The organism is Streptomyces sp. NPDC021225, assembly GCF_044332865.1.
In the GTDB taxonomy this organism is placed as follows: Bacteria; Actinomycetota; Actinomycetes; order Streptomycetales; family Streptomycetaceae; genus Streptomyces.
Map to the genome: position 1 here is coordinate 218,985 of NZ_JBIRPV010000002.1, position 22,600 is coordinate 241,584.

Annotated in this window: 23 protein-coding genes; 15 read left to right on the forward strand and 8 right to left on the reverse strand. The window is 72.4% G+C overall.

The window, feature by feature from the left end:
• Positions 1-98: 98 nt before the first annotated feature.
• Positions 99-305, forward strand: a complete 207-nt coding sequence (locus ACH4S9_RS09065; RefSeq protein ID WP_398370830.1) for a hypothetical protein — start codon at positions 99-101, stop codon at positions 303-305.
• A gap of 63 nt (positions 306-368) precedes the next feature.
• On the opposite strand, the gene ACH4S9_RS09070 is transcribed toward ACH4S9_RS09065, so the two are convergent.
• Complete coding sequence (locus tag ACH4S9_RS09070) at positions 369-3,806, reverse strand: S41 family peptidase (RefSeq protein ID WP_398370832.1); 3,438 nt, start codon at positions 3,804-3,806, stop codon at positions 369-371.
• Between the two features lie 163 nt (positions 3,807-3,969).
• Between ACH4S9_RS09070 and ACH4S9_RS09075 the strand changes: the two genes are divergently transcribed.
• The 6 genes from ACH4S9_RS09075 (at position 3,970) to ACH4S9_RS09100 (ending at position 11,155) form a co-directional block, all read left to right on the forward strand.
• Positions 3,970-4,575, forward strand: a complete 606-nt coding sequence (locus ACH4S9_RS09075) for a TetR/AcrR family transcriptional regulator (protein ID WP_311726383.1) — start codon at positions 3,970-3,972, stop codon at positions 4,573-4,575.
• Between the two features lie 149 nt (positions 4,576-4,724).
• Entirely contained in the window at positions 4,725-6,971 is a 2,247-nt protein-coding gene (locus ACH4S9_RS09080; protein ID WP_361183054.1) for an MMPL family transporter, read from the forward strand.
• Positions 6,972-7,167: 196 nt separating this feature from the next.
• A complete protein-coding gene (locus ACH4S9_RS09085) occupies positions 7,168-8,355 on the forward strand; it encodes an energy-coupling factor ABC transporter permease (RefSeq protein ID WP_398370835.1) in 1,188 nt (395 codons plus the stop codon).
• Between the two features lies 1 nt (position 8,356).
• Entirely contained in the window at positions 8,357-9,121 is a 765-nt protein-coding gene (gene cbiQ, locus ACH4S9_RS09090) for a cobalt ECF transporter T component CbiQ (protein ID WP_311726380.1), read from the forward strand.
• A complete protein-coding gene (locus ACH4S9_RS09095) occupies positions 9,118-9,873 on the forward strand; it encodes an ABC transporter ATP-binding protein (protein WP_311726379.1) in 756 nt (251 codons plus the stop codon). The genes cbiQ and ACH4S9_RS09095 overlap by 4 nt, the downstream gene beginning before the upstream one ends.
• 73 nt (positions 9,874-9,946) lie before the next feature.
• Positions 9,947-11,155, forward strand: a complete 1,209-nt coding sequence (locus ACH4S9_RS09100) for a serine hydrolase domain-containing protein (RefSeq protein ID WP_311726378.1) — start codon at positions 9,947-9,949, stop codon at positions 11,153-11,155.
• 34 nt (positions 11,156-11,189) lie between these two features.
• Here ACH4S9_RS09100 and ACH4S9_RS09105 read toward each other — a convergent pair whose 3' ends face one another.
• Positions 11,190-12,101, reverse strand: coding sequence for an RNA polymerase sigma-70 factor (locus ACH4S9_RS09105; protein ID WP_311726377.1), 912 nt, complete (start codon positions 12,099-12,101; stop codon positions 11,190-11,192).
• A gap of 198 nt (positions 12,102-12,299) precedes the next feature.
• Here ACH4S9_RS09105 and ACH4S9_RS09110 point away from each other — a divergent pair, with 198 nt between their 5' ends.
• Positions 12,300-12,785, forward strand: coding sequence for a carboxymuconolactone decarboxylase family protein (locus ACH4S9_RS09110; protein WP_361183047.1), 486 nt, complete (start codon positions 12,300-12,302; stop codon positions 12,783-12,785).
• A 111-nt stretch (positions 12,786-12,896) separates the two neighbouring features.
• Here the strand turns inward: ACH4S9_RS09110 and ACH4S9_RS09115 are convergent, their stop codons facing one another.
• From ACH4S9_RS09115 to ACH4S9_RS09125, 3 genes are all read right to left on the reverse strand, one after another.
• Positions 12,897-13,319, reverse strand: coding sequence for a PIN domain nuclease (locus ACH4S9_RS09115; RefSeq protein WP_385348656.1), 423 nt, complete (start codon positions 13,317-13,319; stop codon positions 12,897-12,899).
• Positions 13,316-13,531, reverse strand: coding sequence for a type II toxin-antitoxin system VapB family antitoxin (locus ACH4S9_RS09120; protein ID WP_311726374.1), 216 nt, complete (start codon positions 13,529-13,531; stop codon positions 13,316-13,318). Before ACH4S9_RS09120 ends, ACH4S9_RS09115 begins: the two co-directional genes overlap by 4 nt.
• Positions 13,532-13,761: 230 nt before the next feature.
• Positions 13,762-14,466 (reverse strand): hypothetical protein, encoded by a 705-nt coding sequence (locus ACH4S9_RS09125; protein WP_398370840.1) that lies wholly within the window; start codon positions 14,464-14,466, stop codon positions 13,762-13,764.
• On the opposite strand from ACH4S9_RS09125, the gene ACH4S9_RS09130 reads away from it, so the two are divergent.
• Complete coding sequence (locus ACH4S9_RS09130; RefSeq protein ID WP_398370842.1) at positions 14,465-14,614, forward strand: hypothetical protein; 150 nt, start codon at positions 14,465-14,467, stop codon at positions 14,612-14,614. The genes ACH4S9_RS09125 and ACH4S9_RS09130 overlap by 2 nt on opposite strands.
• A gap of 283 nt (positions 14,615-14,897) precedes the next feature.
• On the opposite strand, the gene ACH4S9_RS09135 is transcribed toward ACH4S9_RS09130, so the two are convergent.
• The 3 genes from ACH4S9_RS09135 to ACH4S9_RS09145 form a co-directional block, all read right to left on the reverse strand.
• On the reverse strand, positions 14,898-15,098 hold the full coding sequence (locus ACH4S9_RS09135; RefSeq protein ID WP_311726372.1) for a hypothetical protein: 201 nt from the start codon (positions 15,096-15,098) through the stop codon (positions 14,898-14,900).
• Positions 15,099-15,184: 86 nt separating this feature from the next.
• The gene (locus ACH4S9_RS09140) at positions 15,185-15,847 is read right to left on the reverse strand and encodes a response regulator transcription factor (protein WP_311726371.1); all 663 of its coding nucleotides are present in this window, start codon (positions 15,845-15,847) and stop codon (positions 15,185-15,187) included.
• Positions 15,844-17,073, reverse strand: coding sequence for a sensor histidine kinase (locus ACH4S9_RS09145; RefSeq protein WP_398370845.1), 1,230 nt, complete (start codon positions 17,071-17,073; stop codon positions 15,844-15,846). The genes ACH4S9_RS09140 and ACH4S9_RS09145 overlap by 4 nt, the downstream gene beginning before the upstream one ends.
• A gap of 134 nt (positions 17,074-17,207) precedes the next feature.
• On the opposite strand from ACH4S9_RS09145, the gene ACH4S9_RS09150 reads away from it, so the two are divergent.
• From ACH4S9_RS09150 to ACH4S9_RS09175, 6 genes are all read left to right on the forward strand, one after another.
• Complete coding sequence (locus ACH4S9_RS09150) at positions 17,208-18,116, forward strand: ABC transporter ATP-binding protein (protein WP_385348666.1); 909 nt, start codon at positions 17,208-17,210, stop codon at positions 18,114-18,116.
• Positions 18,113-18,949, forward strand: coding sequence for an ABC transporter permease (locus ACH4S9_RS09155; RefSeq protein ID WP_385348669.1), 837 nt, complete (start codon positions 18,113-18,115; stop codon positions 18,947-18,949). Before ACH4S9_RS09150 ends, ACH4S9_RS09155 begins: the two co-directional genes overlap by 4 nt.
• A gap of 361 nt (positions 18,950-19,310) precedes the next feature.
• The gene (locus tag ACH4S9_RS09160; protein WP_361183034.1) at positions 19,311-20,552 is read left to right on the forward strand and encodes a hypothetical protein; all 1,242 of its coding nucleotides are present in this window, start codon (positions 19,311-19,313) and stop codon (positions 20,550-20,552) included.
• A 37-nt stretch (positions 20,553-20,589) separates the two neighbouring features.
• Positions 20,590-21,540 (forward strand): sigma factor-like helix-turn-helix DNA-binding protein, encoded by a 951-nt coding sequence (locus ACH4S9_RS09165; RefSeq protein ID WP_311726366.1) that lies wholly within the window; start codon positions 20,590-20,592, stop codon positions 21,538-21,540.
• Positions 21,541-21,731: 191 nt separating this feature from the next.
• Entirely contained in the window at positions 21,732-22,250 is a 519-nt protein-coding gene (locus tag ACH4S9_RS09170) for a hypothetical protein (protein WP_398370848.1), read from the forward strand.
• Positions 22,247-22,567 carry a hypothetical protein gene (locus tag ACH4S9_RS09175; RefSeq protein ID WP_311726364.1) on the forward strand — a complete coding sequence of 107 codons (321 nt, stop codon included), beginning with the start codon at positions 22,247-22,249 and terminating at the stop codon, positions 22,565-22,567. The genes ACH4S9_RS09170 and ACH4S9_RS09175 overlap by 4 nt, the downstream gene beginning before the upstream one ends.
• The last annotated feature ends 33 nt before the right edge of the window (positions 22,568-22,600 follow it).

A 22,600-nucleotide genomic window follows, 5' to 3' on the forward strand; every position in this document is an offset into this window, starting at 1 on the left:
CGACATGCGGGGCGTGTTTCCGCATGTGACGCTGGTTGCGACATCGACATGCGGCCACGCCGCGTGGCACCTCTGCCACCCCTTGAGGAGTGACATCGATGGCCAGCAAGGACCAGTTCAACGAGAAGGCCCGGCAGACCAAGCGCAAAGCGCAGGGCGAACAGAGCCAGCAGCAGCGGCGCGAGCAGCCGCCGCGCGAGAGCCGCGAGAGCCGCGAGAGCCGCGAGAGCCGCGAGAGCCGTGGGCCTGCGATGCGGGACCGGGAGGAAGGCGTCGAGGACCAGGAGCCCTTCGAGGAGATGTGACCTCGAAGGCGTGATCTCGGTACCTCGGTGGGGCGCATCCGAGCCCGGGTGCGCCCCACCACCTCAGCCGCTTCTCGGCGGCAGCTCCGGGCGCCGCAGGTCCGGCACGTCCGAGTAGTCCGGGGGAGTCGCCGCCGAGTGGCGTTCCAGCAGGTCGAGCGCGGTGCGCACCGCGACGCCCAGTTGCGGATGGCGGCCCTCGGCCCAGTCGAGCGGCGAGCGCGGCGCCTCGATGTCCGGCTCCACGCCGTAGTTCTCGACCCCCCACCCGTACGCGTCGAACCACGCGGCGTTCATCGGCACGGTGATGGCCGTGCCGTCCCCGAGCCGGTGGCGGCCGGTCATGCCGACCACCCCGCCCCAGGTGCGCAGCCCCACCACCGGGCCGATGCCCTGGATCTTGAACGCGGCCGTGATCATGTCGCCGTCGGAGGAGGTCATCTCGTCGGCGACCGCGACGATCGGGCCGCGCGGCGCGTTGCTGGTGTACGAGACGGGCTCGGCGTGGCGGGTCAGGTCCCAGCCCATGATGGTGCGGGTGAGCTTCTCGACGACCAGCTCGCTGATGTTGCCGCCCGCGTTGCCCCGTACGTCCACGATCAGCGCGGGCAGCGACACCTCGCTGCGCACATCGCGGTTGAACTGGGCCCAGCCGGAGCCGCCCATGTCGGGGATGTGCAGATAGCCGCACCGCCCGTCGCTCAACTCGCGCACCACCGCGCGCCGTTTGGCCACCCAGTCCTGGTAGCGCAGCGGCCGGTCGTCGATGAGCGGCTGGACCGCGACGCGGCGCGGCGGGGGACTCTCCCCATCGGCACTGCCGGCGGGCTGGAAGGTGAGCTCGACGGTCGTGCCCCCGGCGGCGGTGAGCAGCGGGTAGGGGCCGGCGACCGGGTCCACGGGGCGGCCGTCGACATGGGTGAGCGTGGCGCCGTCGCGGATGCCGGTGCCGGCGAGCGGCGAACGCGCCCGGGAGTCGGAGGACTCGCCCGGCAGGATGCGGGAGACGGTCCAGCGCCCGTCCTTGGCGCGCGTGAAGTTGGCGCCGAGCAGGCCGATGGGCCGCTGGTAGTGGGCCGGGCCCTCGTTGCGGCGGGCCGGGATGACATACGCGTGCGAGGTGCCGAGCTCGCCCTGCACCTCGCGCAGCAGGTCGGCGAACTCGTCGGGGGAGGCGACCCGTTCGACCAGCGGACGGTACTGGGCGAGCGCCCCGTCCCAGTCGACGCCGCACATCCGCGGCTCCCAGTAGTAGGCGCGGGTGATCCGGCCCGCCTCGTCGTACGCCTGCCGCCACTCGGCGGCCGGGTCGACGGTGTGCTGGATCCGCCGCATGTCGATGTGGACGGTGGCGTCGCTGTCGGCGGTCTCCGTGGCGGGCACCGCCCGCAGATCGCCGTCGTCGTTGACGACCAGCCGGGTGCCGTCGCCGCTGACCGCGAACCAGTCCAGGTCGTCGGTGAGTTCGGTGCGCTTGGCCTTGACCAGGTCGAAGTGTTCGAGGGTGGGGCGGGAGGAGGTCTCGGCCGGGTTGGCGAAGGTCTCGCCGAGCGCGCCGGAGATCGGCCAGCGCAGCCACACCAGGCCCCCGCCGCTGACCGGGTAGAGCGCCGAGTACTTCGAGGCGGCCACCGGGAAGGCGGTGACCCGGCTGGGCAGCCCCTCCACCTCGATCGTGACCGTGCCCTCGGCCTCGCCGTCGCCGCCTCCCGCCTGCGCGCCGTCCCGGTCGAGGCCGCCCGCCGCCGGGCGGCCCTCGGGGGAGAGCGCGAAGGGGGAGGGGGTCGCCGAGGACAGCGGTACGAGGTAGGGGCGGCAGCCGAGCGGGAACGACAGATCGCCGGTGTGCACGTCGTAGACGGGGTCGAAGCCGCGCCAGGACAGGAACGCCAGATACCGGCCGTCGCGGGTGAACACCGGCTCCTCGTCCTCGAATCGGCCGCTGGTCACGTCCACGACCGTGCGGTCCGCGAGCCGCGCGATCTTTATCTGGCGCAGCGAGCGGCCGATGCCGGGGTGCGACCAGGCCAGCCAGGCGGAGTCGGGGGAGAAGGCGAGGTCGCGTACCGGGCCGTTCGTCGACCGGATCAACTCGCCGACCTCGTCGACGGGGTCGGTGTCGGGTGAGGCGGCGGGGTTCGGCTCCGCGCCGTCCGGCTCCGTCGCCGGTGCGGCGTCGGGCGACGCGTCCGGCGGGGTGTCGGGCGACGCGTCCGGCGACGCGTCCGTCGATGTGTCGAGCAGCAGCAGCCGCCCGTCGTGCGCGGCCACCGCGAGCCGCTTGCCGTCCGGCGACGCCACCATCTCGCGCACCCGCCCGAGCCGGCCGGCCGCCAGCCGCCGCCGCTCCTCCGGGCCCGTCGCGCGCGGCAGATACGCGATCTCGATGGCGTCCTCGCCCTCGGCGTCCGTCACATACGCCACCCGCCCGGTGTCGCCCAGCATCTCCGGCAGCCGGACCCGGACGCCGGGGGTGTCGGCGAGGGTGCGGGCGGGGCCGTCGCGGTGGGTCAGCCAGTACAGGCTGCCCCGTACGCAGACCGCGCTGGCCCGGCCCGTGGTGTCCACGGACAGCGAGTTGACGTGCGAGGCGGCCGGGACCTGGTACGGCCGCCGCCCGGTGCGCGCCCCGCCGAGACGTACGTCCAGCCGGCGCGGCTCGGCGCGCGGGCTCAGGTCGTCGACGAGCCACAGGTCGCCGGCGCACTGGTAGACGACGCGCGAGCCGTCGGTCGAGGCGTGGCGGGCGTAGAAGTCGGCGTGGTCGGTGTGGCGCCGCAGATCGGTGCCGTCGGGCAGACAGGAGTAGAGGTTGCCGATGCCCTCGTGGTCGGAGAGGAAGGCGATCCGGCCCGCGACGAACATCGCCGAGTCCAGGTGTCCGTTCAACTCCGGCACCAGGCGGGTGCCGTGCAGCCACAGCCGGCCCGTCGCGCCGCCCCGGTAGCGCTTCCAGGAGGCGGGCTCGTGCGGGGGCTTGCCGGTCAGCAGGAGGGTGCGGCGCTCGCCGTCGGTGTCGGCGACCGCGATGTCGGAGACCGGGCCCCAGGGCAGCCGCCCGCCGGGGCTGCCGTCGGTGGGCAGGCTGTAGGCCCAGGAGAAGTAGGAGAAGGGCTGGTCGTGGGAGGAGACGGCCAGGATGTGGGAGGTGCCGTCCTGGTCGGGGGGCGTCCAGCCGCAGACGCGGGCGTCCGTGCCGCCCCAGTACGTCAGCCGGCGCGCCGGGCCGCCGTCGACCGGGGCGAGATGGATCTCGGGGTCGAGGCTGCGCCAGGTCGTGAACGCGATGTGCGAGCCGTCGGGGGAGAAGCGGGGGTGTCCCACGCGGGTGCGGTCGACCGTCAGCCGCCAGGCCCGGCCGGGGGGCTCGCCGGCCGCGGCCAGGGGTGCGACCCATAGGTCGTCCTCGGCGGCGAAGCAGAGCAAGTCGTCGTGCAGGTGCGGAAACCGGAGGTACGCGCGGCCGCCCGGGCCCGGCGCGTTCGACAGACCATCGCTCACCCGACCATCCTTCCGGGGCGGCCCCTTCAGGGCAACTCGGTCTTGTGACGCATACCACGAGCGATACGGGGTGGTTTCGTGAAGCGCCGGGCGGATCTGGGCTTACTCTGGAGGTGTACGAAACCGTTTCGTTCGCAGCGCTCGAATGCGTCGGAAGGAGGGCATGGTGCAGGCATTGGATAAACGCCGCAGCAGGCTGTCCCCCGAGCGGGAGAGCGAGCTGTACCAGGCCGTCATGGAACTGCTGACGGAGGTCGGCTACGACGCGCTGACCATGGACGCGATCGCGGCCCGCACCCACTCCAGCAAGGCCACGCTCTACCGGCAGTGGAAGAGCAAGCCGGCGCTGGTCGCCACCGCCCTGCGGCACACCAAGCCCGTCTCGCTCGAGGACATCGACACCGGCTCGCTGCGCGGCGATCTGCGCGAGATGGTGCAGTGCGGCGACGAGGCCCGGGAGCGGGACGCGGCGCTGATGCGGGGGCTGGCTCTGGCCGCCCACCAGAACCCGGATCTGCTCGAGGCGCTGCGCGAACTCCTGATCACCCATGAGCTCGGCGCGTTCGACATGCTGCTCAAGCGCGCCGTCGACCGCGGTGAGGTCGCCCCGGACCGCCCCGCCCTCAAATACACCGTGCACCTGCTGCTCGGCGCCTTCACCACCCGGTCTCTGGTCGAGGCCAAGGAGCCGGACGCCGACTACCTCTTCGACTACATCGACGCCGTGATCCTCCCCGCCCTCGGTGTTCTGTCCCCCGCCTCCCCCTGAGGCAGCCCTCTCCCCCCTCCCCAGAACCCGGCACCCGCAACGCCGCACCCCCACAACCCCATAGAGCTCCAGCCGGCGCGCCGCTCTCGTCGCCGTCTGGTTCCCCATCCCTGCCCAGTCACGCCTACTCGACGGGAGCACCTCTCCTCGTGGCCACGTTCCTCTATAAACTCGGCCGATTCGCCTTCCGGCGACGTCGGTTCGTCGCCCTGATCTGGGTGGCGCTCCTGGCGGTCGCCGGGGTCGGCGCCGCCACCGCCTCGCAACCCACCAACGACAGCTTCTCCATCCCGGGGACGGAGGCCCAGAAGGCCTTCGACGTACTGGAGCAGCGCTTCCCGGGCGGCAACGCGCAGGGCGCCACCGCCCGCGTGGTCTTCCGGGCACCGGCCGGCGAGAAGATGACCGACGCGGCCAACAAGGCCACCGTCGAGAAGACCGTTCGCGAGCTCCAGTCGGGCTCGGACGAGGTCGCCTCGGTCACCGACCCGTACAAGGCGGGCGGGGTCAGCAAGGACGGCACCACGGCGTACGTCTCGACCTCGTACAAGGTCAGCGCCATGGAGCTGGAGGACAAGACGCGGGACGCGCTGAAGGAGGCGGGCCAGGACGCCCGCGCCTCGGGGCTGACGGTCGAGATCGGCGGTGACGCGCTGGAGCAGATGCCGGAGACCGGCGCCACCGAGATCATCGGCATCGCGATCTCGGCGGTCGTTCTGCTGATCACTTTCGGCTCGCTGGTCGCCGCCGGACTGCCGCTGCTCACCGCGATCATCGGGGTCGGCATCGGCATCTCCGGGATCACCGCGCTGGCCACCACGCTGGGGCTGTCCAGCACGACCTCGACGCTGGCGATGATGATCGGCCTCGCGGTCGGCATCGACTACGCGCTGTTCATCGTCTCCCGCTACCGGGCCGAACTGGCCGAGGGACGGGAGCGGGAGGAGGCCGCCGGGCGCGCGGTGGGCACCGCGGGGTCCGCGGTCGTCTTCGCCGGGCTCACGGTCGTCATCGCCCTCGCCGGCCTCGCGGTCGTCAACATCCCGATGCTGTCCAAGATGGGCTTCGCCGCGGCGGGCACGGTGGTCATCGCCGTTCTGATCGCGATCAGCCTCATCCCGGCGCTGCTGGGGTTCGCGGGCGCCAGGGTGCTGCCCCGCAAGGTCCGCAAGGCCGCCAAGAAGGGCGAGGAGGGCCAGGCACAGGGCGAGGAGAAGCCCAACGCGGGCACCCGCTGGGCCCGCTTCGTGCTGCGCCGCCCGGTGGCGGTGCTGCTGCTGGGCGTGCTCGGCCTGGGCGCCGCCGCCGTCCCCGTGGCCAGCCTGGAGCTCGGCCTGCCCGACGACGGCTCGCAGCCGACCGACACCACCAAGCGCAAGGCGTACGACCTGATGTCCGACGGCTTCGGCCCGGGCTTCAACGGGCCGCTGATGGTGGTCATCGACGCCAAGGGCAGCGACGACCCCGAGGGCGCCGCGGAGCAGGCCCGCCAGACCATCCACGACGTCAAGGGCGTCGCGTCGGTCAGCAAGCCCATGTTCAACAAGGACAAAGACACCGCCACGCTGACGGTCATCTCCAAGTACAAGCCGAGCAGCGTGGACACCGAGCATGTGGTGAACGACATCCGGGACGAGGCCAAGTCCCTCAAGTCCGGGACCGGCGCCGAGGTGCTGGTGACCGGGCAGACGGCGATGAACATCGACATCTCGAAGAAGCTGAACGACGCGCTCGTGCCCTACCTGGGCCTCGTCGTCGGGCTGGCCTTCCTGCTGCTGATGGTGGTCTTCCGGTCGCTGCTGGTGCCGCTCAAGGCGGCCCTCGGCTTCCTGCTGTCCGTCGTGGCGGCGCTGGGCGCGGTCGTCGCGGTCTTCCAGTGGGGCTGGGGCGGGAGCCTGTTCAACGTCGAGGAGCCCGGCCCGATCATGAGCATGATGCCGATCTTCATGATCGGTGTCGTCTTCGGCCTGGCGATGGACTACGAGGTCTTCCTCGTGACCCGGATGCGCGAGGCGTTCGTCCACGGCGAGCGGCCGGGCCAGGCCGTGGTCACCGGCTTCAAGCACGGCGCCCGGGTGGTGACCGCGGCCGCGGTCATCATGATCAGCGTCTTCGCCGGGTTCATCGGCTCGTCCGAGTCGATGGTGAAGATGATCGGCTTCGGTCTCGCCATCGCGGTGTTCTTCGACGCGTTCATCGTGCGTATGGCCATCGTTCCGGCGGTGCTCGCCCTGCTCGGCAAGTCTGCGTGGTGGCTGCCGCGCTGGCTGGACAAGGCGCTGCCCAACGTGGACGTGGAGGGCGAGGGGCTGCGCAAGCAGCTCGACCCCGGCCCCGCGGCGCGCGAGGCGCGGGACGAAGAGCGGGATCCCGACGCGGATCTGACCCGGGTTTAAGCAGCCCCGTTGTGCAGTGCGGCGGCCCTTCGCGAGTGCGCGGAGGGCCGCCGCCGTTGTGTGGGCGGGGGTTTTCGCGGGTACAGCGCTCTTGCGAATAGGTTGCAATAGCGGGTTACCATCATCGGGCGGATAACCGGATTGGCGGATTCCGTGGATGTATCGGACACCCCCGGCGCAGAAGCGGAGCCCCGCCATGCATGTCCCCGACGGATTCATCGACGCCCCGGTGTCCGTGGCGACCGGCGTGGTCGCCGCCGCCGCGGTCGGCGTCAGCCTGCGCGGCGCCCGGCGGGAGCTGGGGGAGGGCGGGGGCTCGGGTGGCCTGGGCGGCTCGGGCGGTGAGCGCACCGCTCCGCTGGCCGGGCTCGTCGCCGCGTTCATCTTCGCCGTACAGATGCTGAACTTCCCGGTCGCGGCCGGGACCAGCGGGCATCTGCTCGGCGGGGCGCTGGCCGCGATACTCGTCGGCCCGTACACGGGGGTGCTGTGCGTCTCCGTGGTGCTGCTCATGCAGGGCGTGCTCTTCGCCGACGGCGGCCTCACCGCGCTCGGCGTCAACATCACGGACATGGCGGTGGTCACCACGGTGGTGGCGTACGCCGTCTTCCGCGGCCTGCTCAAACTGGCGCCCAAGCGGCGCCGTTCGGTGACCGTCGCCTCCTTCGTCGCGGCCCTGGTGTCCGTACCGGCCGCGGCCGTCGCCTTCACCGGGATCTACGCGCTCGGCGGCACGGCCCATGTCTCGCTCGACAAGGTGTTCACCGCGATGGTCGGGGTGCATGTGCTGATCGGCATCGGCGAGGCCGCGATCACGGCCCTGACCGTCGGCGCGGTGGTGGCCGTACGCCCCGACCTGGTGTACGGCGCGCGGGGGCTGACCCGAACCCTGGAGATCCGCACGGTCGCCGTGGCCGCCCCGGGCGCCCCGGCGCGGGCCGGTGCGGCCGCACCGGCAGGGGGTGCGGCGTCGGGGGGCGCCGCAGCTCCGGTGGCCGCCGCGGCCGCGGCCCCGGCGGCGGCGCCCGCCGCGCGGCGGTCCGCGCGCCGGGTGTGGGCGGTCGGCGTCGCGGCCGCGCTGCTGTGCGCCGGTGTGGTCAGCTTCTACGCGTCCGCCAACCCCGACGGCCTGGAGAAGGTCGCCGCCGACAACGGCATCGACAAGAAGACCGAGGACCACGCCGCCCAGGACTCCCCGCTCGCCGACTACGGCGTCAAGGACGTCACCGACGCCCGGCTCTCCGGCGGCCTGGCCGGGGTGATCGGGGTCGGGGCGACCCTCGCCGTCGGCTCCGGGCTGTTCGTGGTCGTACGCCGCCGCACCAGGAAGGCCGCCGCCGGGCCCGCCGCCGTACCCGCCGCCCACCACCCGGAAGGGGTCTGACATGGGCGCGGGCCACGCCCACAAGCTCTACCGGGAGGGCCACTCGCCGCTGCACGCCCTCCCGCCGCAGTGCAAGCTCGCCGCGGTGCTCTGCTTCGTCCTGGTCGTCGTCTCCACCCCGCGCGAGGCGGTGTGGGCCTTCGGGGCGTACGCGGCGGTGCTGGCGGCGGTCGCGGCGGTGGCGCGGATCCCGGCGGGGTTTCTCCTCCGGCGGCTGCTGATCGAGATCCCCTTCGTGGCCTTCGCCGTGCTGATGCCGTTCGTCGCGGACGGCGAGCGCGTGGCGGTGCTCGGGATGGAGCTCAGCCGCCCCGGCCTGTGGGGCGCCTGGAACATCCTGGCCAAGGGCACGCTCGGGGTCGCCGCGTCCGTGCTGCTGGCCTCCACCACCGAGCTGCGCGCCCTGCTGCTGGGGCTTCAGCGGCTGCGGATGCCGCCGCTGCTGGTCCAGATCGCGTCGTTCATGATCCGCTACGGGGACGTCATCACGGACGAGATGCGCCGCATGCGCATCGCCCGCCAGTCGCGCGGCTTCGAGGCGCGCGGGGTGCGTCAGTGGGGCGTGCTCGCCAAGTCGGCCGGGGCGCTGTTCATCCGCTCCTACGAGCGCGGCGAGCGCGTCCACCTGGCGATGATCAGCCGGGGCTACGCGGGCACGATGCCGGTGATCGACGACATGACCGCGACCCGGGCCCAGTGGCTGTCCGCCGCGACCCTCCCGCTGACCGCGCTGGTGGTCTGCCTGACCGGATGGATATCGATATGACCGTCCCGCCCTCCCTCCAGGTGTCCGGCCTGGCCTATGCCTACCCCGACGGCCACCAGGCCCTCTTCGGCGTCGAGCTGGCCGTCGCCCGCGGCGAGCGGGTCGCGCTGCTCGGGCCCAACGGCGCGGGCAAGACCACCCTGGTCCTGCACCTCAACGGCATCCTGGACGCGGGCGCCGGGACGGTCACGGTGGCCGGGCTGCCGGTCTCCAAGGCCAACCTGGCCGAGATCCGCCGCCGCGTCGGCATCGTCTTCCAGGACCCCGACGACCAGCTGTTCATGCCGACCGTGCGCGAGGACGTCGCCTTCGGCCCGGCCGCGGCCGGGCTGCGCGGCGCGGAGCTGGAGCGGCGGGTCGTGGACGCCCTGGAGCGGGTCGGCATGGCGGAGTTCGCCGACCGCCCGCCGCACCACCTCTCCTTCGGGCAGCGGCGGCGGGTGGCGGTCGCGACCGTCCTGGCCATGGAGCCGGAGATCCTGGTGCTGGACGAGCCCTCGTCCAACCTGGACCCCGCCTCGCGCCGCGAACTGGCCGATATCCTGCGCTCCTTGGACGTCACGGTGCTGATGGTCACGCACGACCTGCCGTACGCGCTGGAGCTGTGCCCGCGCTCCGTGGTGCTCAGCGGCGGGGTGATCGCCGCCGACGGCCGTACCCAGGACCTGCTGTGCGACGAGGCCCTGATGCGGGAACATCGACTGGAGTTGCCCTTCGGCTTCGACCCCCGCTCGGTGACCGCCCCGGTCTGAGGTATCCGGCGGGGGCGATGCACCATGGGGGGTGCACGCATCGCCCTCGGCATGGTGGGAGTACGGATCAGTGGTGGACGTCCAGGTCCAGGGCACGGTGGCCGACGGATTCGAACCGGTCCGGGACGCCTTCGTGGACAACTTCGCCCGGCGCGGCGAGCGGGGTGCGGCCGTGACCGTGTACCGGGACGGCGACAAGGTCGTCGATCTGTGGGGCGGCGTCAAAGATGTCGAGGGAGGTGTGGACGGCGAGCCGTGGGCCCAGGACACCGCGCAGGTCGTCCGGTCCGTCACCAAGGGTGTCGCCGCCGCCGTGCCGCTGCTGCTCCACCAGCGGGGCCAGCTCGACCTCGACGGCCGGGTCGGCACGTACTGGCCGGAGTTCAAGGCGAACGGCAAGGAGCGGGTCCTCGTACGGCATCTGCTCGCGCACCGCGCCGGGGTGCCCGTGCTGGACACCCCGCTGACCCCCGTCCAGGCCATCGACGGCTTCCACGGCCCGCGGGCGGTCGCCGCCCAGCAGCCCGTATGGGAGCCGGGCACCGCGCACGGCTACCACGCGCAGACCTACAGCTGGCTGCTGGGCGAGCTGGTGCGGCGGGTCAGCGGGCGCACCATCGGGCGCTGGATAGCCGAGGAGATAGCCCGGCCGCTCGGCCTCGACCTGTGGCTCGGGCTGCCGGACGGGCAGCGCGGCCGCGTGGGCCGGATCGGGCCCGTGGAGGCCCCGCCGGTGGCCGCCGCGCAGGGCCCGCGGCTGCGGCCCAAGCGGTCGGTGGCCGAGGCGTACCAGAACCCCGACTCGCTCACCCGGCGCGCCTTCGGGGCGATCAGCCCGATGCCCGACGAGAACGACCCGGCCTACCTCGCCGCCGAGCTGCCCGCCTCCGGCGGCGTCGCCACCGCCGACGCGCTGGCCCGCTTCTACGCGGCGCTGATCGGCGCGCTGCCCTCGGGCCCCGCCGCGCGCCCCCTGCGGTCCGGCGGCCGCCTCTTCGCCCCGGCGACGGTGACCCTGGCCCGTACGGAGGAGTCCGCGGGGCCGGATCAGGTGCTGGTCGTCGGCACCCGCTTCGGGCTCGGCTACATGCTGCACGGCCCGGCCTCCCCGCTCCTCACCCCCGGCTCCTTCGGCCACCCGGGCCGCGGCGGCTCCCTCGCCTTCGCCGACCCCGACGCGGGCATCGGCTTCGGCTATGTCACCAACGGCATGCAGCGCGGCGTCACGGCCGACCCGCGGGCCCAGGCGCTGGTGCGGGCGTTGCGGGCCGCTCTCCAGTGACGCCGCTCTCCAGTGACACCGGAAGCGGCCCGGTTCAGCGGCGCAGGGCGGTCTCCCGCTCCATGCGCGACAGCTTCTCGGGGTTGCGCACGGCGTAGAGCCCGGTGATGAGGCCGTCGTCGAGGCGTACCGCGATGACGGTGTCGATCCCGTCGCCGAGGCGGAGGATCAGCGCCGGGTAGCCGTTGACCTGTGCCGGTTCCAGCGCGGCCGAGGCGGCGACCCTGCCCAGCACACGGGCCACCTGGTCGGCCCCCACGACCGGCGCCAGCGCGGCCTGTACGACACCGCCACCGTCGCCCAGCAGGACGACGTCCGGCGCGAGAAGGTCGAGCAGGTGCCGCAGATCGCCGGTCCTGACCGCCTGCTGGAACGCCTGGAGCGCGTCACGCGTCTCGGCCGCGGACACCGCTCCGCGCGGTCGGCGGGCCGCGACGTGGCTCCGCGCCCGGTGGGCGATCTGGCGGACCGCGGCGGGGCTCTTGTCGACGGCTTCGGCGATCTCGTCATAGTCCACGTCGAACACCTCGCGCAGCACGAACACCGCCCGCTCGGTCGGGGTGAGCGTCTCCAGCACCAGCAGCATCGCCATCGAGACGCTGTCGGCCAACTCGACGTCCTCGGCCACATCCGGGGCGGTCAGCAGCGGCTCGGGCAGCCAGGGGCCGACGTAGGACTCCTTGCGCCGGCGGAGCGTACGCAGCCGGCCGAGCGCCTGGCGGGTGGTGATGCGAACCAGGAAGGCACGCTGATTCCGCACGGTGCCGAGGTCCACGTCCGCCCACCGCAGCCAGGTCTCCTGGAGGACGTCCTCGGTGTCGGCGACCGAGCCGAGCATCTCGTAGGCGATGGTGAACAGCAGGTTGCGGTGGGCGACGAACGCCTTGGTCGCCGACTCCACGGAGGAGTCCGCCGTGTCCGCCGTCGGCTCGCTGCGCTCGCTCAAGGTCGGCTCCCGCCTGTTCGTTCTCGACTGTTCCACACGCACGAGACGCCGGTCACCACCGTTTTGTGACACCCCGATGTGGTGGCACAGGTCACACGGCCGGGGCGTCACAGGGATGGGGGCGGCGGCATCTCGTTTGCGTCGGACGCCGCGCGAACGATCCGCGTGGCGAGCCATACAACAGATGAGGACCAAGCCATGGAACCCCGTTTCGACCTGATGGCCAACGAGCTCGGCGCCAAGATCAGCAAGCGGTTCTACAACGTGAGCCTGGCGATCCAGCAGTCGTCGCTGCCCCGGGCCACCCAGGAGCTGGTGATGATGCGCGCCAGCCAGATCAACGGCTGCGGCTTCTGCCTGGACTTCCACACCAAGGACGCCACGGCCGCCGGGGAGACCGCGGTGCGGCTCAACCTGGTCGCCGCCTGGCGCGAGTCCACCGTGTTCACCGAGGCCGAGCGCGCCGCGCTGGCCCTCGCCGAAGAGGGCACCCGCCTCGCCGACGCCCACCTCGGCGTCTCGGACCAGACCTGGGCCCAGGTGCGCGAGCACTACGACGACGACCAGACCGCGGCCCTGGTCTACCTGGTCGCCATGATCAACGCGGCCAACCGGCTCGGCGTGATCCTGCGCAACCCGGGCGGCTCCTACCAGCCCGGCGTGTTCGCCGACATGGCGAACTGACCGGCAGACGCATCACGGCCCGGCCCGGACCCTTCGCTCCGGGCCGGGGCCGACGCGGCACTGGGACCCGGCGGGCCGTTACCGGGAAGCCGCCGCCGCTCGGCTCCTGGCTCACTTGCCGGCTTCGGGGCCGTACCACTGGAGTGCCTGGCCGGTGACGGCGGCGATGCACTCGAAGTCCCGGTCACGGTGCAGGAGAGTCAGCCCCTGCAGCTCGGCCGTGGCGGCCACCACGAGGTCGACGGCTCCGGCGCTGCGGTGCTGTCCGCGCTGGGTGAGGATCTCCTGGACCTGCCAGGCGCGGTCGTAGGCGCGGTCGTCGACCGGTACCCAGCCGAAGAGCAGGCGCATGTCCTCGATGCCTTGTGTGCGGTCGGCGGCGGACCGCGCGCTGTAGAAGAACTCCAGCTCGGTGATGGGGCAGGTGGCGATGAGTCCGGCTGCTGCTGCCTGGTCCCATCCGTACTGATCAGCGTCGCCGCGTAGCAGGCGGGCGAGCGCGCTGGTGTCGATCAGGAATTGCGCGGCGTTCACCGGCGGTAATTCCCCTTGTCCTCGAAGAGATCGAGGTCGAAAGCGCCCTCCGTAGCGGCGGCCCGCAGGCGAGTGAGAGCCAGGGCGCGTCGTCGGTTCTCCAACACCTCGCGCAGGGCGGTGTTCACCGTCTCCTTCTTGGTGCTGGTACCGAGGGCCTTGGCTACGTCCGCGACCAGCTGGTCGTCGAGATCGATGACAGTTCGGCTCATGGACTACACCTCCGCGGATATCATGTGTGCCATTGATTATATCTGACTCATGCATGAGGGGTAACCGGCTCGCAACGCGGCGACACCGGGACGGCTGGTTGGATGGTGGTCACCTTGTCACCGGGATAGTCCACCGCGGCGGTGATCACCGTCGGGACCGTGTGCCGACGCGGCCATGGCGAACTGACCGACAGTACGACAAACGTCGCCGGCCAGGCGGTTGCGGCTGGTTACCACGACGAGGCTGTTTCCGCCGCCGGGGAGCAGCGGGCGCACTTGGCCGACCGTGGCGGCATTGTCGAGCAGGATGAGCATCCGGCGGTCGGCGAGAAGGGAACGGTAGAGGGCGGCCGCGTCGACCACGTCCTGCGGTATGTCGCCTGAGGCCACCCCGAGCGCGCCTCTTTGACCTGGTGAGCCCAGCGCAGGACCAGTGAGGTCTTGCCTGCCCCCGCCGTGCCGGCCACCACATGCACGGACACGAGTGCCTGGCCGCCGTCCCGGCTGGTCAGGATGGTGTGCAAGTGGGCTTGTTCGGCAGTCCGGTTGACGAATGTGTAGACGTCGGCAGGAAGCTGACGAGGGACGGTTCGCGGACGGTAGGACGCCTCCGGGGCCTGGTGGAAGTGGATGTCACCGGTGACATTCCCCGCCCGGACCACATCGCGGGACGAGCCGGATAGGTCATTGGCCGAGTCTCCGGGCGAACCGTTGGCGTCTGCCGACGTGCCGATGAGTGCGTCCTGGGCCTTCCGCACGTATTCCGTCCACGGCTCGACGATGTCCGGGTCGGTGAAGCGGATCGCGCCGTCCGGCACCCCGGTATCGGTGTACAGGACGCGGAAGAGCACCTTGCCGTCCTGAATGGTCAGTTCCGGGAGCAGTCCGTCGGTCTCCGCCACGGCGATCGCCCTGGCAGGCAGGATCCGCACCATGGGCCTCTTCGTCCGCTTGGATTCCGCGCAGGTTGTCACGGCCCTCTTCGAACAAGCGCAGCGCCATGTCCCAGCCGCCGCGTCGCAGTGCGCCACGGGATGGAACGTCTACCTCCTCGAAGTGCTGGAGCCGTTCAAGCTTCCATGAGTCGCCGTTGCGGATGGCGGCATCCCGAGCACGGAAATCCCGAAGGTACTCATCGCGCGTGAGCCGTTGGCCGCGCTCCTCGGGGAGCGCGGGAGCGTGAACGTCAAGCATCGGGAATGTCCGGCTTCGCCGCGCTGAGCATGTTGCCGGGAATGACGACGATTCGTTCGTCGGCCCCGACTGCCACACCTTCCGGCAGGCCCGAATGGTAGTGGGGGTCAGATCACGGCCGATGACGGCGATGTCGCCATTGCTGAGCTGCCAGATGTCCTGGCACTCTGTCTTACGAACCGCCCCAGACCAAGTTGGCGACGGCCACGAACATCGCGAGAGCGATCGCCACACCCTGGGCGACCTTCCCCCAGCCAGGCATCGGCTCGCTCCTCTTGGACGCCGAACGCGCGGCGAAGAAGGCGAACGCCAACGCGACGAGGACGATGGGACCGAGCAGCACGGACAGCCAATCGACTTGCACGGGCGTCATCGCGGATCTCCTTGTTCCACCTCGGTGACTGTCGGCACATCATCCGCGAGCGCCACCGGGACCCCTCCCGGACGTGATGTGCGCGCCTAGCCCCCCGACGGCGCCACCAGGCCCGCCTCGTAGGCGAGGATCACCAGCTGCACCCGGTCGCGGGCGTCGAGCTTGGCGAGCAGCCGGGTCAGATAGGTCTTGGCGGTGGCGACGCTGATGCACAGCCGGTCGGCGATCTCGGCGTTGGACAGGCCGCTGCCGACCAGGGTCAGCACCTCGCGCTCCCGGTCGGTGATGCCGCCGAGCTCCGCCCGCCGCGGCGGCGTGACCGTGGGGCGGGCGGCGAAGTCCTTGATCAGGCGGCGGGTGACGGCCGGGGCGATCAGCGCGTCCCCGGCGGCGACGACGCGGACCGCGGCGAGGATGTCGTCCAGGGCCATGTCCTTGACCAGGAACCCGGAGGCCCCGGCGCGCAGCGCCCCGTAGACGTAATCGTCGTCGTCGAAGGTCGTCAGGACGACCACGCGGGTCTCGCCGGGGCCCGTGGTGATCAGCCGGGTGGCCTCGATGCCGTCCGTGCCGGGCATCCGGATGTCCATCACCACGACGTCCGGGGCGAGTTCCGCGGTCAGCCGGACCGCTTCGGCGCCGTCCCCGGCCTCGGCGACGACCTCGAGGTCCGGGGTGTCGGTGATGACCATCCGGAGGGCGGCGCGGACAAGTGGCTGGTCGTCGGCGAGGAGGACTCGGACGGTCATCCGGCTGCGGCCTCCGCCTTCGTCTTGAGCGGCAGTCGGGCCGTCACCAGGAAGCCGCCGCCGCGCCGGGGCCCGGCGGTGAAGTCGCCGTGCAGCAGGGCGACCCGCTCGCGCATGCCGACCAGGCCGTACCCCGTGTCGTGCTCGGCGTCCGCGCCGGTGCCCGTGCCGCGGTCGCGGACCTCGATGGCCAGCTCGTCCTCGCCGTAGTCGACGCTCACCCGGCAGGAGCCGGCGCCCGAGTGCCGTACGACATTGGTCACCGACTCCTGGATGATCCGGAACGCCGCGAGGTCGATGTCCGCGGGCAGCGGGCGGCGCCTGCCCTGCCACCACACGTCGACGCGGACCCCGGCGGCCGTTGTGGTCGTCACCAGCCGCTCCACGTCCGCGAGGCCCGCGGCCGGCCGCAGCGGGAACGGCGCGGGCTCACGGTCCGCCTCGCGCAGCGCGCCCAGCATCCGCCGCAGCCCGGACAGCGTCTCGCGGCCCGTCTTCTCCACGGCGACCATCGCCTCGCGGGCCTTGCCCGGCTGGGTCTCGATGACCCGGGCGGCCGCGCCGGCCTGGAGGGCGATGATGCCGATGCTGTGGGCCACCGTGTCATGCATCTCGCGGGCGATCCGCAGCCGCTCGGCGGTGACGGCCTGGGCGGCGGCCTGGGCGTGCAACTCCTCGGTGTGGAGCCGGGACTGGCGCACCGAGTTGCCGAGGAGCCAGCCGATCACCACGGTCAGGGCGATGTACGGCTCGGGGGCGACACCGCCGTCGTGGACGCCGAGGCCCTGCCTCAGGAGGACGTAGCAGGGCAGCGTGGCCAGCGCCGCCGCGGCGGCGTTGAGCGAGGAGCGCCGGGGCCGGACGACCGCGACGTATGCGAGGGCGACGTCCGCCCCCAGGTACTGCATGGGCGGGATCTCGTCCTGGCGCCATGCCAGCGTCGAGGCGAGCGTGCCGGCCAGCAGTAGCCCGTACCCCAGAGAAGCCCTGCGGCGCAGCAGCGCACATCCGGCCAGGACGAGGGCGAAGGCGATGGCGAGCAGCAGCTTGGCGGACAGCGGGTCCAGGCCCTGCCGGGGGTAGCTGAGCGAGTACATCCGCCGCGGGGGCATCAGGACGTACTTCACGATGGGGTCCAGCGCCGCCGCGAACCACACCAGCCCCGCCCACAGGCCCGGCGGTATGCGCTTGAGCAGCGGCAGAGGCTGAGGCGGAGAGGCGGACATGGCGGGATCGTAACCGCGGGGCCCGAGGCCGGGCATCGGACCGTGGCTGTACAACCAGGGTCGACAACGGCGCCCGGCGATTGTCGGCGCTGGGCCGACGACGCGCGGGGCCGTCCACGGGCACCGTTGCCACCGTGATCGAAGTCAACCAACTCACCAAGCGATACGGCGGCACGACGGCCGTCAAGGACCTGACCTTCACCGTGGATCCCGGCCAGGTGACCGGGTTCCTGGGGCCGAACGGCGCGGGCAAGAGCACCACGCTGCGGATGATCCTCGGCCTGCACGAGCCCACCGGCGGCACCGTCACCGTCGAGGGCCGCCCCTTCGCCTCCCGCCCCCGCGGGCTGCGCCACGTCGGCTCGCTGCTGGACGCGCAGGAGGTGCACGGCGGACGCAGCGCGGTGGCGCATCTGTCCGCCCTGGCGCGCGGCAACCGCATCCCGCGGCGCCGGGTCGACGAGGTGCTGGAGCAGGTCGGCCTCGCCAAGGTCGCCCGGCGCCGCATCGGCGGCTTCTCGCTCGGCATGAAGCAGCGGCTCGGCATCGCGTCCGCGCTGCTCGGCGACGCGCCGGTGCTGCTCTTCGACGAGCCGCTCAACGGACTGGACCCGGAGGGCGTGAAGTGGGTGCGCGAGCTGTTCCGGGGGCTGGCCGCCGAGGGGCGCACCGTGTTCGTCTCCAGCCATCTGATGTCCGAGATGGAGCACACCGCCGATCAGTTGATCGTCATCGGCCGGGGCGAGCTGATCGCGGCGGAGAGCCTCGAGGAGTTCTCGGCCCGCGGCACCCGGCAGAGCGTCGAGGTGCGCACGCCCGCCGCGGGCGTCCTGCGGGACCTGCTCACGGCCGAGGGCGCGGCGGTGCGCACGGACGGCGAGCTGCTGACCGTGACCGGTCTGGGCGCGGCCCGGATCGGGGAGCTCGCGCAGGCCAACGGCGTTCCGCTGCACCACCTCAGCGCCCGGTCCGCCTCGCTGGAAGAGGCGTTCATGGAACTCACCGCAGACAGCGTCCAGTACCTCACGGGGGAGTCCCGATGACCGCGACCGCTGTGTACCTGCATGCCGCCGAGCCCCGCCCCCGGTTCGGCGATCTGATCGCCGCCGAGTGGATCAAGCTACGGTCGCTGCGCTCGACCTGGTTCGGCTACGGGGCGACCGCCCTGGCCGTCGTCGCGTTCAACGTCGGCACCGCCTATGACACCTACCGCTACTGGGGTCAGCAGAACCCGGACGGCCCGGAGGGCTTCGTCCGGGCCGGGATGCCGCTGGATGAGGCGTTCACCACCAATTCCGCCATCGTCATGATGCTCGCCCTCGGCGCCCTCGGTGCCATGGCGATCGTGGGGGAGTACGCGTCGGGCACCATCCGTACGACGTTCGCGGCCGTTCCGGCGCGGCGTTCGGTGATGGCGGCCAAGGCGGTGGTGGTCGCGGTGGTCGCGGCCGTGTTCGGCGCCTTCGTCGCGGGGGTCTCGTTCGCCGCGACCCAGGCGATCCTCGACCAGCGGGGCGCGGGCGTCTCGCTCGGCGACCCCGGCGCGCTGCGTGTCGTGGTGGCGTCCGCGCTCCTCGCGCCGCTGTGCGCGCTCGTCGGCCTGGCGCTGGGCACGGTCGTCCGGCAGACAGCGGGCACCATGATCGCCTCTGTCCTGGTTCTCCTGGTGCTGCCGATGGTGTTCACCGACGGCCGCCACTGGTCGGCGACCGCCTCCCACGACACGCTCTACCAGGCGTGGCGTCGGTTGGTGACCACTGATTACCGCCCGCTGCACTACCCGTGGACGGTCGGCGGAGCCTGGACCGTGTACGCGGTGTGGGCGGTGGCCGCGGCCGCCATCGCCGTCGTCGGTGTGCACCGGCGCGATCAGTGAGCGGAGGTGTCACCGGCGCGCGGTGAGCGCGCCGTACGCCCCCTGCTGACCCCATGCGCCGTCCAGCGCCCGCACAAGCGGGTTCCAGGGGCCAAGGGTCCCTATGCCAGCGGCTCTTGCATCCCCACACTGGAAGGCCTTCCGGCTGGTCGGCGCCCTCGCGGGCGGTGTGACCGCCGGGAGCAGGGGGGTTCGGGGGAAGCGGGGGAACCGCGTGGTTCAGCGACGGGGACGGTCGCCTTCGCGGCCGGAGGAGGGGCGTCGTGCGCCCGGTGTGAAGGTCTCGTACCGGCGGGCGCGGCCGGGCGCCGGGCCGTCGGTCCATCGGCACCGGCTGGCGTGGCGCGACATGGAATGGCAGATGCTCCGCATCCTGCTGATCTTCCGGCTGATGCACGGCATCCAGCTGGCCGTGACCGTGCCCGGCATCGCCGGGCACACCCGGCACGCCGGGCGGGCGCTGGTGCTGCTGCTCGCGGTGCTGGCCGAGTCCCTGTGGTTCGCCCAGCACATCTTCCGCAACCACCGGCGCCTGCTCACGCGGGACGCCGGAGGGGAACCGGACGCGGCACCGCCCGCCGGGACGGCGCCGCCCGGCGGAACGGCGGCGCAGGGGCCGACGGTGTACGACTCCACCGCGGCGGCCGTCGAACTGGGCTCCGCCGTCGTCTTCTTATGGGCCTGCGCCCTGGTCGTGGGGCAGAACCGGGCGGCCGACATGGCCCCGCTGCTGGTCCTGACCACCGAGCAGATCTCCGGCGCGGGCGTCGGCTCGGCCCTCGGCCAGCGGCTGCGCGTGCTCGTCGGGGGCACGGCCGCCATCGCCGCCTCGTACGCCGCGGTCATCGCGCTGGGCGACCCGTCGGCGCTGGGCCACCCCGATGTGCTGATCGGGCTCACCGGCTATGGGGCGCTGGCCTATCTCATCCGGCGCGGCGGCATCTTCCTGCTGCAACTCTCCGCCGACCTCGGCGACATGAGTCTCCAGCTGCACGAGCAGGAACAGCGGCGGCTGCTCGCCATCGAGCTGCACAACCACCTCGGGCACACCCTCAACGCCTTCCAGCGGGTCGACATCACCGACCCCGGGCAGCTCGACTCGCTGCGCAGGTCCGCGGTGGTGGCCCGGGAGCGGCTGGCCACCTTCATCGCCACCGGGCGGTTCAGCGAGTCGGTGCCGCTGATCGGCATGGTGCACCGGCAGGTCGCGCTGGCCACCAACGACCTGCTGACCGTGGAGCCCATCATCCCCGACCGCGTGGTCGAGGCGGCGGCCCGGATCCAGCCCGCCGAGGTGGAGCTGCTGGAGCCCGCCCTGCGGGCGCTGCTGATCAATGTGCCGCGCAGTGCGGGGGTGCACGACGCGGTGCTGCATGTGGATGTGATCCCCGCTCCGGAGCGCGTGGAGCTGGTGGTCACCGACCACGGCGCCGGGTTCCCGCCCGAGGTGCTGGCGGGCGGGGTCGCCCGGATGCGGTCGCTCGCGGTCCACGAGCGGCTGCTGCGGGAGCGGGGCGGGGCGCTGCGGGTGCGGTCGGTCAGCGGGCTCACGCAGGTGACGCTCACCCTCCCGATCGCGTCGCCCGCCCGGAAGAAGGCGTAGCGCACATGTCGAGCGAGCAGAACAAGGGGGCATCCGCATGGCGTTCGAAGCGGAACGGGACGACCGGCAGCCACTCCAGGTGGCGGTGGTCGAGGACCACGAGATGACCAGACGCGGCCTGGTGGAGGCGCTGAACGACGACCCCAGGCTCACCGTGGTCAGCGAGGTCGACTCGGTCAGAAAGCTGCGCATCAGCGGCGCGGAGTACGACGTGTGCGTGGCCGACCTGATGGGCGTGGCGACGGCCGAGGAGTTCGCCGAACTGGTGCGCCGCTCCGACGTCGTCGTCTGCACCGCCGCCGAGCAGTGGCGCCAGCGAGTGGCCCCCTGGGTGTGCGGGGCGAAGGCGGTGTTCGGCAAGACGGTGGGGCCCGCCGTGCTGGCCAACGCGGTCTGGGACGCCCGCTACCACCCGGACTGGCTCAAGCCCCACCTGGCCGACGCCCTGGAGACGGCGGTGCGCGAGTGCGGGCTGACCCTCCCGCCGTATCTCGCCGAGGTGCTGTTCAAGACGGCGCGGGGCGGGCGCGTGCCGTGGATCCTGGAGGAGCTGGGCGTCCAGGAGGACCAGTACTGCAAGGACCTGTCCGAGTTCCGGCAGCAGTGCGTCCAGGCCGGTCTCGGCCAGCTCACCCTGCTGGACGCGCTCTACATGGCCGCGTCGGCCGAACAGGCGCCGCCCCGCGAGCCCGTGGTGTTCTCCGACTGGGCGGCGGGCCTGAGCGAGGGCCAGGTCCGGGTGCTGGAGTGGTACGCGGACGGCTACTCGTACGAGGAGACCGCGGCCGCGCTGAACGTGAAGGTCTCGACGGTCAAGACGCAGATCGACCGGGCGATGACGGCCTGCGGGATCAGTTCGAAGCCCGCCGACGTCCGGATGATGTTCGCGATGTTCGTATGCTCTCGGCACACCAACCCCGACCTGCTGCTGCGCAGGCTCAACGCGCTGGGCGCGCACCCGCCCCGGAGGCTCACGGCCGAGCGGTGACCGGCCCGGCCGGCCCGGTGCGGCGCGTCGGATTCCGTCCCATCCGAGCCGGGCTCTGTCGTATCGGAGGACGACAAGGGAGGGCGCGATTACCCGCCCTCCCGGGGGACGAAGAGTGACAGGCGCGGCGAGGAGCATCGAGACAGGCCCCCGCGGGGTGCGGGGGTCCGGGGAGCCGGGGGGAGACACACATGTCCGACGATCAGGCGGTCCGGGGGACGCCGCGCGGGGTGAGGCGCGGGACGACGAGCAGGGCGCCCGGCGGGCTGACGGGCGCGGTGCCGGGCGGGGCCGCGGGCGGGGTGACAGGCGCGGCGGCGCAGGGCGACCGGCTGCTGGACACCGCCGACCGGATGCTCCGCCGGATCGTCCGGCTCGTGGAACTGGGCGAGCGGGTCGACGAGGCCAGGAGCGGCCTCGTCGCCAAGCGGCTGCCGCGCCACCCGGTCCTCGGCTACTCCGACGTGGTGGCCTTCCTGGTGCGCAACCGCGCCACGGTGCCGGAGGCGGCGGGGGGCGCGGTGCTCCGGCGGCGCAGGGGCCGCGAATACCTCGTCCAGACCTTCTACCTGGACGCCGACGGCACCCCGCTGCACCGCGCCGAGCAGGCCGATGCGCCGGTCTGGGTCTGCCGGGCCCAGCGCCTGGACGAGGAGCTGGCGGCCGCCTTCGGCGACGCGGACCTGATCGTCTTCCAGGGAGGGGCGTGACCGTGCTGAGTCTGCTGGCGACCGTCCTCCTCGGGCTCGGCGGGCTGGGCGCCGTCGCGGTGGTCTACGTCGTGATCGTGACCATCGAATACCTCGCCGACTGGTTCCGGGCCCGCAGCGAGCGGCTCCAGCTCGACACCGACCTGCGCTGCGTCACCGTCGCGGAGTCCATCCGCGACGGCAAGGTCAGCTACATCCAGGGCGTGTTCGACACCGCTCGCGAGCAGTTCGTGGAGAGCCGCCGCGTCAAGGGCGAGCGGGCCGACGAGCGGGTGCGCGGCGCCCACCGGACGCACCAGGTCGCCGTGTGGGGCTGACCGCCGACCACATGCCGACCACCGCCGTCCACG